At 44.8% G+C, this 14,104-nt stretch carries 14 protein-coding genes; 5 read left to right on the top strand and 9 right to left on the bottom strand.

Features of this window, described 5'->3' with window-relative positions; genetic code table 11:
- Positions 1–16 precede the first annotated feature (16 nt).
- Together Q5L94_RS10900 and Q5L94_RS10895 are read right to left on the bottom strand one after the other, a co-directional pair.
- Positions 17–1,357, bottom strand: coding sequence for a sigma-54 dependent transcriptional regulator (locus Q5L94_RS10900; RefSeq protein ID WP_317498431.1), 1,341 nt, complete (start codon positions 1,355–1,357; stop codon positions 17–19).
- Positions 1,354–2,841, bottom strand: a complete 1,488-nt coding sequence (locus tag Q5L94_RS10895; protein ID WP_317498430.1) for a HAMP domain-containing sensor histidine kinase — start codon at positions 2,839–2,841, stop codon at positions 1,354–1,356. The genes Q5L94_RS10900 and Q5L94_RS10895 overlap by 4 nt, the downstream gene beginning before the upstream one ends.
- 167 nt (positions 2,842–3,008) lie before the next feature.
- Between Q5L94_RS10895 and Q5L94_RS10890 the strand changes: the two genes are divergently transcribed.
- Both Q5L94_RS10890 and Q5L94_RS10885 read left to right on the top strand, forming a co-directional pair.
- The gene (locus Q5L94_RS10890) at positions 3,009–3,389 is read left to right on the top strand and encodes a DUF4168 domain-containing protein (RefSeq protein WP_317498429.1); all 381 of its coding nucleotides are present in this window, start codon (positions 3,009–3,011) and stop codon (positions 3,387–3,389) included.
- A gap of 119 nt (positions 3,390–3,508) precedes the next feature.
- Positions 3,509–5,167 (top strand): acetolactate synthase large subunit, encoded by a 1,659-nt coding sequence (locus Q5L94_RS10885; protein ID WP_317498428.1) that lies wholly within the window; start codon positions 3,509–3,511, stop codon positions 5,165–5,167.
- Here the strand turns inward: Q5L94_RS10885 and Q5L94_RS10880 are convergent.
- Both Q5L94_RS10880 and Q5L94_RS10875 read right to left on the bottom strand, forming a co-directional pair.
- On the bottom strand, positions 5,164–5,736 hold the full coding sequence (locus Q5L94_RS10880; RefSeq protein ID WP_317498427.1) for a glutathione S-transferase family protein: 573 nt from the start codon (positions 5,734–5,736) through the stop codon (positions 5,164–5,166). The two genes, Q5L94_RS10885 and Q5L94_RS10880, sit on opposite strands and share 4 nt — an antisense overlap.
- A 12-nt stretch (positions 5,737–5,748) precedes the next feature.
- On the bottom strand, positions 5,749–6,621 hold the full coding sequence (locus Q5L94_RS10875) for a cation diffusion facilitator family transporter (RefSeq protein ID WP_317498426.1): 873 nt from the start codon (positions 6,619–6,621) through the stop codon (positions 5,749–5,751).
- A 191-nt stretch (positions 6,622–6,812) separates the two neighbouring features.
- Between Q5L94_RS10875 and Q5L94_RS10870 the strand changes: the two genes are divergently transcribed.
- Together Q5L94_RS10870 and Q5L94_RS10865 are read left to right on the top strand one after the other, a co-directional pair.
- Positions 6,813–7,958, top strand: a complete 1,146-nt coding sequence (locus Q5L94_RS10870; protein WP_317498425.1) for a hypothetical protein — start codon at positions 6,813–6,815, stop codon at positions 7,956–7,958.
- A 6-nt stretch (positions 7,959–7,964) separates the two neighbouring features.
- Positions 7,965–8,363 carry a phosphate ABC transporter substrate-binding protein gene (locus Q5L94_RS10865; RefSeq protein ID WP_317498424.1) on the top strand — a complete coding sequence of 133 codons (399 nt, stop codon included), beginning with the start codon at positions 7,965–7,967 and terminating at the stop codon, positions 8,361–8,363.
- 32 nt (positions 8,364–8,395) lie between these two features.
- Here the strand turns inward: Q5L94_RS10865 and Q5L94_RS10860 are convergent, their stop codons facing one another.
- The 3 genes from Q5L94_RS10860 to Q5L94_RS10850 are packed head-to-tail and all read right to left on the bottom strand — an operon-like array spanning position 8,396 to position 11,582.
- Positions 8,396–9,337, bottom strand: a complete 942-nt coding sequence (locus Q5L94_RS10860; protein WP_317498423.1) for a GGDEF domain-containing protein — start codon at positions 9,335–9,337, stop codon at positions 8,396–8,398.
- Positions 9,330–10,322 carry a response regulator gene (locus tag Q5L94_RS10855; RefSeq protein ID WP_317498422.1) on the bottom strand — a complete coding sequence of 331 codons (993 nt, stop codon included), beginning with the start codon at positions 10,320–10,322 and terminating at the stop codon, positions 9,330–9,332. The genes Q5L94_RS10860 and Q5L94_RS10855 overlap by 8 nt, the downstream gene beginning before the upstream one ends.
- Before the next feature lie 42 nt (positions 10,323–10,364).
- Positions 10,365–11,582, bottom strand: coding sequence for a permease (locus Q5L94_RS10850; protein ID WP_317498421.1), 1,218 nt, complete (start codon positions 11,580–11,582; stop codon positions 10,365–10,367).
- Positions 11,583–12,101: 519 nt separating this feature from the next.
- On the opposite strand from Q5L94_RS10850, the gene Q5L94_RS10845 reads away from it, so the two are divergent.
- The gene (locus Q5L94_RS10845) at positions 12,102–12,896 is read left to right on the top strand and encodes a hypothetical protein (RefSeq protein WP_317498420.1); all 795 of its coding nucleotides are present in this window, start codon (positions 12,102–12,104) and stop codon (positions 12,894–12,896) included.
- A gap of 48 nt (positions 12,897–12,944) precedes the next feature.
- Here Q5L94_RS10845 and Q5L94_RS10840 read toward each other — a convergent pair whose 3' ends face one another.
- Together Q5L94_RS10840 and Q5L94_RS10835 are read right to left on the bottom strand one after the other, a co-directional pair.
- Entirely contained in the window at positions 12,945–13,379 is a 435-nt protein-coding gene (locus Q5L94_RS10840; protein ID WP_317498419.1) for a hypothetical protein, read from the bottom strand.
- A complete protein-coding gene (locus Q5L94_RS10835) occupies positions 13,372–13,659 on the bottom strand; it encodes an HU family DNA-binding protein (RefSeq protein ID WP_317498418.1) in 288 nt (95 codons plus the stop codon). The genes Q5L94_RS10840 and Q5L94_RS10835 overlap by 8 nt, the downstream gene beginning before the upstream one ends.
- Between the last annotated feature and the right edge of the window lie 445 nt (positions 13,660–14,104).

The raw sequence follows: 14,104 nt of genomic DNA, 5'->3' as shown, positions 1-14,104 counted from the left end.
TAAAACGCGCGTTTGATCACTCGCCATGCTGTTCCAGCCAGCGGTATAAGGTACGCCTTGTGACTCCGAGAATTTCTGCGGCTTTAGATTTGTTCCCCTCGGCATGAGACAGTACCTTACGAATGTACTGATTTTGATACTCATCCAGAGTCGGCCACTCGGTGCCATAATCCACTTCGGATTCATGCTCACTATCCAGGATCCTTTGCGGTAAATCTTCGACGGCTATTTTATCGTCTCTGGAAAAGGTAAAGGCACGTTCAATAGCATTTTGTAGTTCACGTACGTTGCCCGGAAAACGGTAGCGATAAAGTTGCTCCAGTGCAGCCGGAGAAATACTGCGAACCGTTTTATCACTGTTTTTTTGCAACTGCTGTAGAAAGTAATTAGCTAAGCGCTCTATGTCCTCACCACGCTCGCGCAACGGTGGCACTCGTAAGCTAAAGGTTTCCAGACGATAAAATAAATCCTGTCGAAAACGCCCGTCCTCTACCTGTTTTTCTAAGTCCTGATGGGTTGCAGCCAGGATCCGGACATTCACTGTTTCTTCTTCGTCGCTGCCCACGGCGCGAATCGTACCCTCCTGCAAAACACGTAGCAGTTTGGCCTGCAACGCCATTGGCATTTCGCCAATTTCGTCCAATAACAAAGTGCCCCCGTCGGCCTGCTTAAGCAGACCCTGGCGTTTTTTCTGAGCACCGGTAAACGCGCCGGCTGCATGACCAAAGAATTCACTTTCCATTAAATCGGCCGGAATGCCTGCACAGTTCACTGCCTGAAAACTCTGCTCAGCACGGTCACTTAACTGATGCAGTGCCTTAGCCACCAACTCTTTACCGGTACCGCTTTCACCGGTAATTAACACGCTGCCGTCTGCCGGAGCAATGCGCTCTATCTGGTCATACAGTTTTCGCATTGACGGGCTTTGACCGACTAAGCCTCCGGGGCCTTTTTGTTGCTGACGATACCGTTTAAGCTCCCGCTGCAGTGACCGATGCTCTAAGATCCGTTTTACGCTAAGCAATAAATGCTCAACATCCAGCGGCTTGGTTAGAAAGTCATCGGCTCCTTGTTTTAGGGCATCAACCGCCTGATCAACCGTACCAAAAGCGGTAATCAATAATAGCGCAGGCGAGTTATCTTCATTTTTTAAACTTTCCAGTAAAGACAGGCCCGACAGTCCCGGTAAGCGAATGTCGCTGATAACCAAATCCAATGGCGTTATCGATTTTTTAAAGTCTTCAACACTTCCCCAGGCCGTAACTTTATAGCCTTCGGCCTCCAGCTCTTCAACCAATAGCTCCTGCAGAGCCGGATCATCCTCAATGACGCCTATCATGGCTTTTGCTGCGGTCATTCACTACCTCCTTTGATAACTGCTTGCCGAAGGCATTGCGCAGGTAAACTTAAGGTGACCCGACAGCCACCATTAGGGTTATTTGTTAACGACAATTCCCCATTATGATCATTCAATACGTGTTTAACGATGGTTAAACCAAGTCCGGTGCCTTTACCCTGAGGTTTATTGGTTTCAAAAGGCTGCAAGGCCTTATTTTTCATCGACTCGGGCAACCCTTCACCGTCGTCATCAATGGTGATAATAACGCCTTCATCTGCAAACTCAGCTGCCACTAAAACTTCCGATTCAGCGGCCTGCAAACCATTGCGAAGAACATTCACCAACGCCAGTTCCAGTCGCTTGATATCCACTTTCAAAATAACGTCGACAAGCTCCTTAATGACCACTTTGGCCGACCCTTTATCCTGCTCAAACTCTATGCTGGTCATGGCTGTTGCTATCAGGTCACGTAAAGAAATGGCTTCGCGCTGCTGCACCGGCGTGCGGGAAAACGCCAGCAATTGATTGACCAGCCCGGTTAACCGCTGCACCTGGCCTCTTACCGCTTTTAACTGGCGCTGACTGTCTTCATCTTTATGGTTGCGTAATAATCGGCTGGCGCGTCCGTCAATAACGGTAAGCGGAGCGCCTAATTCATGCGCAACACCACTGGCGACGCTACCAATAGCCGCCATTTTTTCCTGCTCTCGTAATGCCTGTTGCAGAGAGGCCTCGTGCTCCCGACGCTGCTCCAGTTCTTGCTCAGCCTCAGTGATACTATCAAGCATACGGTTGAAGCCCTGCGCAACCTCCTGCAATTCTGACGGGCCAGCCGGTGTAACCCGTGTACTGCGATTCCCTTCAGCTACCCGCAGCATCGCGTCTTTAAGTGCAACCACGTGCCGACCAACACCGCGATAATGACCAAACACCAACACGGCAATAGTAATTAAGCCGAATGCCGCCCAACTGAGCCAGGCGTATTGACTCAGCGTTTCAAAAGATTCATCAAAGTCACTGGCACGACGGTTTATCTGTAATAAACCAATAATGCGACCACCACGGTCAACAATAGGCAGGAACTGGGAGAAGACATCGCGCCCCTCAACCCGTCGGTAGTCGTCCTGCTTTATTCCTGTCTGGACCGTTTGCAGCGCCAGCTGACTGTTGCTTAAATCGGTTTCAGTAATGCCCGCTTCTGCTACCTGCTGACCATACACGTTATAAACCGATGCGCCGTAAACCCGACCGATATTGAACACCGAGTCCAGATTAGCCTGCACTGTTGCCAGATCGTTATTCAACAACGCGTCACTAATAGGTAAGCTAATGGCTCGGCCCAGCAACTCCAGGTCACTTTTTAGTCGCTCATTAGCCTCGTCAGAGGCGACCTGTAAGCCAACACTTATTGCCACGCCGGAAATCAATAGCATAGGCACAACGACATACATTAAGAGCCTTCGTTGCAGGCTGGATAGTGGCCAACTGTATCTTTTTGTCACAATGCCTCCTTTGACTGTGTACTAAGGATACACATTTTTCAGCGGTTTTTCTGTTCGCAAACTCTCAGCACAAAAATACATTAAAAATCAAACACTTGAAAAGTTGGCACAGTCTTCGCTTTAGTTAGAGCGTAATTAAAACTGATAAATTCATTTAGGAGATTATCATGCAAAAGACAATTATCGCATTAGCAACTGTATTCGCACTGGGTAGCACTGCAGCAATGGCTCAACAGCAGCAAGCTCAAGATCCAATGGCACGGCAACAGCAGCAAACTCAGGAAATTACTGAAGGCATGCTGGTTAAGTTTGTAACTGCTATGGAAGACGTTCAGGGCGTTACTGAAAAATATCGTGACCAGTTCCAGGAAGCTGAAAACCAGGAAGAAGCTCGCGAGATTCAACAGTCTGCGCAGGAAGAAATGATTGGAGCCGTTGAAGACGCAGGCCTGACTCCGCAAGAGTACAACATGATTATTCAGCAAGCACAAAACGACGAAGAACTTCGTGGCCGCTTAGAAGAGCTGACTGGTGATGACAACTCTTAATCGATTTATTCGATTGTCGCTTAAGAAGGCAGCCTTTTGGCTGCCTTTTTTGATCATCTCTCCTATGCTTTACGTAGGCCTAACTAGAAAAATAGTATTTAACGCAAGGAGAAAGCGAAGTGAAAGCATCCGATTTATTCGTAAAAGCACTTGAAAACGAGGGTGTGAAGTACATTTTCGGCATTCCCGGCGAAGAGAACCTGGACTTACTTGAGTCCCTCTCAAAATCCAGTATTGAGCTCATTTTAACCCGCCACGAGCAGGGTGCAGGTTTTATGGCCGCCACTTATGGCCGCCTGACCGGCAAACCCGGAGTGTGTCTTTCCACCTTAGGTCCGGGAGCAACCAACTTGGTTACTCCCGTCGCCTACGCGCAACTCGGCGCTATGCCTATGGTGGTTATTACCGGTCAGAAGCCCATAAAAGAGCGTCATCAGGGTCAGTTCCAGATCATTGATGTAGTAGACATGATGACGCCCATTACCAAATACACGCAGGCTATTGTCAGTGCTAGCAGTATTCCGGCGCACATACGTGAAGCATTCCGCAGGGCAGAGGACGAGCGCCCCGGCGCTTCTCATCTGGAGCTATCCGACGATATTAGTCGCGAAGATGTGAACACTCTGCCGATTGAACCAAGCCACTCGCGCCGTCCCATAACCGAGCACAAATCGGTTCGTCGCATATTGGAGTTACTGCGTGAAGCCAAACATCCGGTACTGCTTATAGGTGCTGCCGCCAACCGGAAAATTACAGCCAAAATGCTGCGTGAGTTTGTCGATAAAACCGGTATTCCCTTTATTACCACACAAATGGGTAAGGGTGTTATAAACGAAGATCACCCACGCTGGCTTGGTAACGCGGCGGTTTCCGATGGCGATTACCCACACCGCGCCATCGAAAAATCTGACCTGATTCTTAATGTCGGTCACGACGTAGTTGAAAAGCCGCCCTTTATGATGAAAACCGGCGACAACGATAACCGTAAAGTTGTACACATTAATTTTCAGGGTGCTCAGGTTGACTCAGTTTACTTTCCTCATGCCAGCATGATCGGTGATATTGGCAACAGTATCTGGCAGTTAAAAGAGGGGATTGAACCGCAAAGTCACTGGGATTTCGATTTTATTCTGAAGGTTCGCGATCACATGCGCGACCATACTGATGAAGGCGCTCACGACGGTAGCTTTCCAGTCTTACCTCAACGTCTTGTTGAAGATGTGCGTGAAGCGATGCCAGATGACGGCGTCATTGCACTGGATAACGGCATCTACAAAATTTGGTTTGCCCGTAACTATCCCGCAAGACAACCAAACACTGTACTGCTAGATAACGCTCTTGCTTCCATGGGAGCGGGATTGCCCTCTGCAATGGCAGCCAAACTGGTTAATCCGGAAAAGAAAGTCATGGCAATATGCGGTGACGGCGGTTTTATGATGAACTCTCAGGAGCTTGAAACCGCGGTACGCATGGGGCTGGATATTGTTGTCGTTATCTTAAACGATAGTGGCTATGGCATGATCAAGTGGAAGCAGCAGCATATGAAACTGAGCGATTACGGCTTAGATTTCGGCAATCCGGATTTTGTGAAATATGCCGAGTCTTACGGCGCTAACGGGTACCGTTTGGATAAAACCGAAAACCTGATACCGCTGTTAAAAGACTGCCTTAACAAGCCCGGCGTACACCTTATTGATGTGCCCGTGGATTATTCGCAAAATGACCGGCTGCTGAACGAGGAGATACCCGAACGCAGCCGTGCCATTAAGGATATTTAAGAACGACCCGGATCAGTATCCGCGAAGTAAGGGTAGTCGTTTAACTTATCGACAAAGGCCTGAAGTCGCGGATACTTATCCAGATTAAATCGCTCACGGAAAAGCCCCCAGCTTAAGAAACAACCCAGCCTCAGTTCGCCGTCACTAAAAGGGTGCGGACCTTCATAAGCCACCGCATGGTCTTTATCTTCCATTAGCTGCAGTATGTCATCAATACGCTGCTGCTGGCGCTTAACATACTTAACACTGTCCGCTGTCACGCCTTCTCTCTCTAGTAAAAAGATATTGACTGCTGAATCCATCGCCGTATTAACCAGACAGTATTGATCAAAATCTTTTACATCGGCAAAGAAGCGCTCATCCACCTTCTCCCGGACGTATTTAAGAATGCTGGTAGAGTCGTGCAAACGTAAGTTTTTGTGGTGAAGAAAAGGAACCTTCTTCGCCGGGCTTAATTTGGCACTGGTTTCAAAATCCGTTTCGGTAAATGAGAACTTTGTCTTGGTCTCAAGCAAAGCAATACGGCAATGTCTTACGAACGGCGAGGTATAACTTCCGAACAACTCCATGATCTTCTCCTGTTAATGGTCTCGACAAGCTTCGTCAGGGTATTCCAGTTCTATAGTGGTATGAGCTAATTCAAACGCTGCCAGCTGCTCCGATATTTGCTGCTTTAAAAGTGCGCGCTCTGCACATTCCAGTTCTTTTGATACCACAATATGCGCCGTTAATACATGACGCTCGCCATCCAATGACCAAAAATGCAAATGATGAGCATCATTAACCAGCTCCAGCGAGGTCAGTTGCTCACGTATTTTCCGGTACACTTCAGGGTCTGGAGAGGCCTGCACAAAGAGCTTCACGGTAGAACCCAGGTGACGGACAACGTTAATCAAAATGAACAAAGTGAAGCCAACAGACAGCAAAGGATCAAGAATAGGCCAGTCGACAAACATTAAAATAATCGACACGATTAAAACCGCAACCCAGCCCAGTACATCCTCGAGTAAATGCCAGTTAAGTACGCGTTCGTTTAACGATTTACCATGGGACAACTTAAACGCCGCATAACCATTTACAATCACGCCGAATATAGCCAATAAAGCCATTCCTTCCGCCATTGGCATTACCGGATCCCATAAACGGGGAATGGCTTCAAATAAAACCCAGATAGAGCCTGCGGTCAGTACAACCGCGTTAATAAAGGCGCCAACCAGAGATAAACGCTGATAGCCATAGGTAAATGTCTGTGTCGCATCTTTACGACTGAATTTATCCAGCAACCAGGCCATGCCAATGGAAATACTGTCGCCAAGATCGTGTACCGCATCAGCTAAAATGGCTGTACTATTGGTTAAAATTCCACCAATAAATTCAATAACGGTAAAGCATAAATTAAGAAAAAACGCCCAACCGATTCGCTCAGATGAGCTTTCGTGATGATGGTGGTGCATAGCTACCTTAATTGTTGATTCGTTTTTGTATCAAATGACAACAACAAACGAAAAATTGAAGTGTTGTACATAATTTAACACTTTTTAATAGAACGATTGAACTATTGCTCTTGGAAATTTAAACGCGCAAAATTTCGCCAAATTTACATTCCTCTAAATTAAGAGGATGCGAACAATCTCAGGAGTTTTAAATGAAGTATTCTTTAGTGGCTTGTATAGGTGCAGCTGCACTACTTACTGGTCTCCCGTCTCAAGCACAGGATAAGATTGAGTGGAGTGGCTTTGGTAACATTGCAGCGGGTATGACCACCGGCAGCGATGATCAGCTATTCGGCTACGACAATGATCTGGATTTTAATCCTGATACTCTTTTCGCGCTTCAGGCAAAAGCGGATATCTCTGACAAATTAACTGTTACTACCCAGCTTATGTCCCGCGGTTCGGAAGACTTCGATCTTGGCGTCGAATGGGCCTACTTACAGTATCAACTTTCCGATTCAACCAGTATTAACATGGGTAAATTACGACTACCGCTATACATGTATTCAGATTCTCTGGATATTGGTTACAGCTACCACTGGCTTCGTACTCCAGAAAGTGTATATCGCGTGCCTTTTGATAACTACACAGGTGTTAATTTGCAGCACAACGCTTTTGTTGGAAACTTTATTTTCAACACACAAGTGATTGCAGGTAACGTTAATGACGAAATTGAAGCTGCGGGAACTGAAACCGATGCAGAAATCAACAATCTGATTGGCTTCAACACAAGCGCAAGCTATAGCAATCTCACAATACGTTTAGCCTACTATCAATCCAATGACGCAAATATTGAACTTCGCGGTATTTCCGATGATATCGACGGCCTTTTAGCAACATTGGAAGCAATTGGCGCAAATCAGATGGTTTCCGAACTTGATGTCGCTGAAGATGACGGTACTTTCACTGGTTTTGGTGTTATGTACGATAATTTCGACTGGTTCGTAGGAGCGGAGTATACCGAACTGGAAGTTAAAAATAGCTACATCCCTAAACAACGCTCAAGCTATATCACTGCCGGCAAACGATTTAGTGACTGGACATTGCATGCAACCTTTGGCCGTACAAACGATAAAGTTATAGACCAGGAACGTTTTAATATTGAAAACCCTCAACTTCAGCAGGGCATCCTTATGGCTGCCACGACACAGCTGAGCGAAGTTGATTATAAATCTATTGGTGCGCGCTTCAGCATAGCGTCGGGCGCAGCTTTAAAATTTGACGTTACGCACTCCGATGACAAGCGCACAGATGAGTCTGACGTGTTGGTTTCCGCTGCTGTTCAATTTGTATTTTAAGGAATTATGATGAAAAAATTAGTCGTATTTCTCATCTTGGTAACGGCATCAATACTCAGCGTTCCAGCTTTCGCCCAAAACGGCGTGGTTGTGTCACAAACTAAAATTGACGAAGCCTCTGTGCCACGTATTTACCTTGGCCAGTCTCGTGTATTAAATGGTGTGAACCTGCCGGAAGATTCTGCTGTTCGTAAAGCCTTTGAAGAAAAGCTTTTAGGACAAAGCGGTGAGCAACTGAAGCGTCACTGGGCTAAATTAAAATTTACCGGTCGTGCTACACCACTCAATGAATTAAATGGGGACGACGCGGTTCTTGAGTATGTTTTAAACAACCCTCAAGGTATTGGCTACATCTCTGATAAAAGTAAAGTGACAGATAAATTGAATATTATTGCCACTTTCTAACTTCCTGAACCTCCGGCTATTGGCCGGAGGTTTTATTTTGCCACTTGGTTTCGACCATTCTCTTTAGATTGATACAATGTAGCGTCAGCCTTTTCCAGCCAATTCTCGGCAGTCGAAAATTCATCCGAAAACTCCGCAACACCAGCGCTAATCGTTAACTGCAATTGTTCGTTGTTATATTCTTTACCCAGAGGCAGCAGAGTATTCTCTACTTTCTCTCTCAGACGCTCGGCCACTAAAACACCTTCATTTACTGAAGTGTGAGGCAAGAGTATGACAAACTCTTCCCCCCCGTAACGGCCACAAATATCGGTTTCACGCTGACTGTCCAATATGATTTTCGCTATCAACTGAATAGCCTTATCACCCAGTTGATGCCCATAGGTATCATTAACGGCCTTAAAATGGTCTATATCCAACATGACAACCGAAGCAGTGTCGTCATAACGCTGGCAGCGAAGAAACTCTTGCTCGAACATATTTTGCCAATGCCCGCGATTAAACAACTGAGTTAAGGCGTCGGTTTGGCTGATTGTTTTCAGTTCTAATAAGTTATTGGCTTCATCACTCACATCGTAAACCAACGCACAAATGTGGTTAATTTTCTTATCGGTGGAAAACAACGGGAACAGCGTTACGTTCTGAAACATTAGCTCCGATTTTGCGGTAAAAGGTCTGGTATTTTCAAAGTTCAGAATATGAGGTTCCTGTTGCCAGTTACAGTGCGCCTGAATGCCCAGCTTTAGTACAGATTCCACTTTGTATTCAAACCAGCTTTCCGGCAGGGTTGGTAATAGCTTGAACAAGTTTTTGTCTTTAGCAGCGACACTGCTTATACCACTGTGGTTTTCCATAAAGCCATTCCATACTTTGACCTCATAGTCCCTGTCAAAAACCACTAAACCCACTTCGATATTCTGAAGGATTTGTAATACCCAATGTAAATTGCTGATATCCAGTTCATCTTTATTCATCGATAAAGTACCCGGCTCTTTCTTCAAGTGCGGCAATTGAAGCTTCAGTAAAAATAACAAAGAGATCGCAATTAAGATTGTAATCAGGGATCTCGTAATCAATGGTGATGATTAAAACCTGCTTATCCTTAACGTCCTCTTTAAAGACATTATTGATCGTTTCGCTCATTCCCAGAAAAGCTGGCTGACTAATGTTTAGCTCTAAATCGAGTTGAGAAGAGAAGCTTTTCAAAAAAGCCGCTATAAGGGTTGAGGCTACATCCAAAAAGACACTTTGGCTATCGTCCTGAAATTCATAACCGTGGTAGTCCGAAAGTTTAGATGGCAAGTCGCTAAACGTGCGGTTGTCGACACATAAAATAGCTTCTCCAGCAATGGCATTACCAACAAAGCCTTCAGACACCATATTAATGCGGTAATTTTCATTATGAAGTTCATTAATGAGTTTATCGTAAGGCTGCTTCGCAACATCAGGAACGGGTAGTTGAATGAAAGATCCCAGCATCTCGCCAAGCAGCTTAGCAGCATCGCCAAGGGCGATATTGCTCATTTCTTTTAAAATATCAGTAGGTTCTATGTGCCCACTTTTCGCTTGTTCGCGTTGAACGTTCTCGGGTAACAGTTCTTTAATGAGCCCGTAACGCTCAAGTAAACTGTGTAACTCCTCAATAACAACCGGTTTTCTTATAAAGCCTAGCGCACCTAATTTTTCAACCTCTCGCTGAGAGGTTGCTTGTATATCACCGGAAACAACGATGGTGAGACAGTCTAGCTGCTTTTCCTTAATCCTTCGCAATACCTCAAAACCATCCATTACAGGCATGGTTAAATCCAGGAAAAGCAACTCTGCCAACCCTTTCTCGACTAAGTCGAGTGCCTCTTGCCCATTTTCAGCAAAGCGCACCTCAATATTCCAGCCCTTGGGCAGAGCAAGCTCAATACTTTTGCGAGCGACGGTTGAATCATCACAAATTAAAATTTTCATGCTCTAAACATGCCACAAGAAAGCGTCGTCGTTAAGATATTTTTATAAAACATAGACAATCATTCCGACTATTAACCAAAGGACACTGATACCGCACAGTCCATTCATGACCTTGTCGCTTAACGAAGATGAGCCACCATGGTCATGATGGTGGTGGTGATGTTGATGTTCTTTTTGCTTGTGCCGCCAAAGCGCAATCATAACTGCGCTCAGCAGTAAGAAAATAAGGTTCAGAACAAAGCCATAGTCCAGCTTAAAGTGCTGCTGTTCTGCCGGAGAGGACCACTGCGAAGCATCCGGCAGTAAATCAAACGCCAGTAAACCATAATGCATAGCTAAAGACGCCGCGACCAGGCAGGTAAAGAGCATTAAAGCTATGTATAGAGCCATTTTCCAGCCATAATACCGTGCATTAATTTTGAGCACCGGCAGTACAATTAAGTCGGAAAAAATAAACGCCATAACACCAGCAAAGGCCACACCCTCACCGAAAAGTACAGCCGCTAATGGAATGTTGCCCATAGAGCCAATAAAGGTGAAAAATGCAGCCACCGGACCCACTACCGCTTGTTGCAGTAATGACCAGAAACCCGGGTCACCCTCTGTACCCACACCAATAAATAACCATTCAAAAAACGCACTAGGCACAAAGGCTGAAATAATGCCGGCAACGGTGAAGCCAATAAGGACATCCTTCCAGACCATCTGCCATTCCATTACGTACTTTTGGCCGACCTTTTGCCAGGTATCCTTACTGAAAAGATCCGATAATGTGCTCTCGTGTTGATGTTCGTCGTCCTCTTCGTCTTCTTTTCGCGCATTCTTAATGAGGTTTTGAGGGTTAGTTAGCGTAATAAAGAGCCAGACGAATAGAATCAGCAACAACCCGCCAACGTATTCACCAACGACGAACTGCCAGCCAAGGAAAATAGAAATAACAAAACCCAGTTCAATAACCAAATTGGTCGAGGCCAGCATAAAGGCCATAGAAGCACTGAACGCCGCGCCCTTGTTAAACAAAGCCCGGGTGGTTGATAGCGCAGCGAAACTGCAAGAACTGGAGATAAAGCCAAAGAAGGTGCCAAGCGACACAGATTTCAAGTCATTGCCGCCCATGGCCTTACGCATTCGACGCTTTGTGATGAGCACTTGGATTAAGCTACTGATTAAATAACCTAATACAAACGCCCACAAAGCCATCCAGAAAAAGCCCAGACTGGTGTAGGCCGACTCACCCCATAGCGATAAAAAATTTTCCATATTAGTTCCTTTTTACCTGAGGTCCACCTTAGTCTCCTACACTTTTTTATGATGGACATTTTTGATTATTACTTACAGCCTACGTTATTTTCGGAAATTTGATCTTTCCTTACACACTATAAACTTTAATACACAATAACAAAAATGTGGTTTAGTAAAAAAGTTTCATACTGAGTGTTTCTCAATCCCATGTTATATGGTCACAGAAACCTCGCCCTGGAAAATAAAGCATCATACTAAACTATTCTCGCGTGATTCTTTTCAGCACTCTACCAGTAATAAAGATTCATACTGAATGTTCCTCGTGTGATTAAGCGACGATTACGCTCTTGTGCGCGACAGTCACTTATTCAAAGTCGACTTACCAACGGCCAACGCTCGTAGTTTGTTAGCCTATAGATCGCAATATTGAAGGTGTGTGACGTCAAACAGAAAACAACTGATAACTGGTGAAACCTGTTGTCTCTCGCGTCAGGGCTGGACATAATAGACTCCTTATTTAAAAAGAAGAGTAGTAGTATGAAGGATGAAATCCACGCAGCTGCTAAAGGTGCCTTGGTCGGTGGCATTTTAGATGATGAAATCTATGACTCGGAAATCATAGAGGCGTTTGGTTCAACGAAACAGCACAGAGGTGAACGCTCTTTGGATCTACCAATCAGTAGTATTGTTGCTCTTCGACCTAGTGACTTTTTTCGTCAAGGGGCGACCTGGCGGAGTGCTGCACAAGGATTACATTGCGAAGGTTGGGATAGATGCCGTGACAGCATTGTGCGCTACTTTACATCCAATCTCGAAGATAGTTTGTTTCCAGCACCATATTCATACCAAGAATTGAGGATTGGATTTACGGGCGGAGCGGTCTATTGCAAGTTAGGGAATCACCGAACTGCTGCAGCCAAAGCATGGCTAGCATCCCACTATGGCGAAGAAGCCATCTTTAAACAAGCTAATTGTTACTACAGGCCTGTTAAGTATTCGTTAAAGCCGTTAATGGAGGAATGTATAGACGAAGGGTCTACCCTGAAGTTCTTTTACTACACTACGGATAGATTCGGTTTTAAAAATAAACTTCTAAGAAAGGCAGGCATACAGTACTTAGTACTGGTTGAACATGCATCTTCGTCATGTGACCTGTATATTCTTGATTCTGATAGCGAGAACTTAGTGCCTGTGAGTCCAGGCAGAAATGCCGTGAGTCGATTGCTTAAAATCGACTTCCGTTCAAAATGTTTACGTCTGGACTTTAAAGTGGTTCCAGTCACGCTAATGAAAATGATGCTTGATGAGAACCCAATCTGGCAGGATAGTTGACACCACATTATTGCGTATAAAATGGTATCCGGCGCTTTCCAATTAATTCTAAACAAGTGTCACTATTGATACCCAATAGTCGATTAATACTACATATGCCAAAATTAAAACTGTACATTTTAAGTAAAATATCCAAGAGACGGGAGTATTAATATTCTTCCAAACCTCTATTTTCGTTTCCTCTTCATCGGGCTCATCAGTTTCTTTGTATACTTTGTTTCTGCATACATGCCAAGCAATTGTTTTATATAAATACTGGAGTAAATCAATTGCCAAGAATAAAAATATTAGCCCCGCAGAAATAGCCAAGGTATCGTCTATTTCATAACTTATCCCTGTAGGTGTTTCAACTTCCTTTCTGAAAATCCAAATGGTTGCCATACCTGCGAAGGCAAAAGTTCTTGCGTTATCGGATACTTTCGTGGAAGCATGATTGAAAGCGCTTTTAATAACTCTCCACTTTGTTGGGCTTGTCTTAACCATGGCCATCATCATCAACTAAATTTTTAAGTTTATTTCCAGCTTTAAAACTCGGAACTTTAGTGGCAGCTATTTCAATTATTTCACCAGTCTGCGGATTCCGTCCAGTTCGAGCAGAGCGTTTTTTAGCCGAGAATGTACCAAAACCAACTAAAGTTACTTGATCACCTTCTTGCAGTGACTCGGTTACAGCTTTTGTAAATGCATCCAGCGCTCTTCTGGCTTCGGCTTTAGAAATACCTGCATCGGCAGCAATCTTCTCAATAAGTTCAGATTTATTCACGCACTCCCCCATTGCTCAAAAAGTTTATCTGCAAAATAATGACTATTAATTAGGCAAAGAAAGTATTATACAAAAATTTTAGAATGTCGAATTCGACAGAAGCAGCATAAATTACAGCTTCGCACAAAATCATGTGAAAACTGATTTTTACACCCACTAGTCACCTAAAAACCAGTATGGGAACTTTGAATCACCATTGATTTGTCCGTGGAGTCCACTAAAAGTCTGACGACATGACCGTGTCGACACTATTATTAACAGGGTAAGGCAAGTTGTTTTCCCGGGCGATATCTCGCGTATCATCACGAATCCGATGGAATTGCTCACGTATGTCAGTAACGGGAGGTTTATTATCAAGCAGAAGGAATACAGCAAATTCGAGAGCAGAAAGTAGGTGGTGGATGCGTTTGGTGAGGTGAGAGTATACGTGTCGAGATCGGCCTAA

This window comes from Idiomarina sp. Sol25, assembly GCF_033052775.1.
Lineage (GTDB): Bacteria > Pseudomonadota > Gammaproteobacteria > Enterobacterales > Alteromonadaceae > Idiomarina.
The sequence above is the reverse complement of the archived record's forward strand: the minus strand, read 5'-3'. Positions and strand labels throughout refer to the sequence as shown.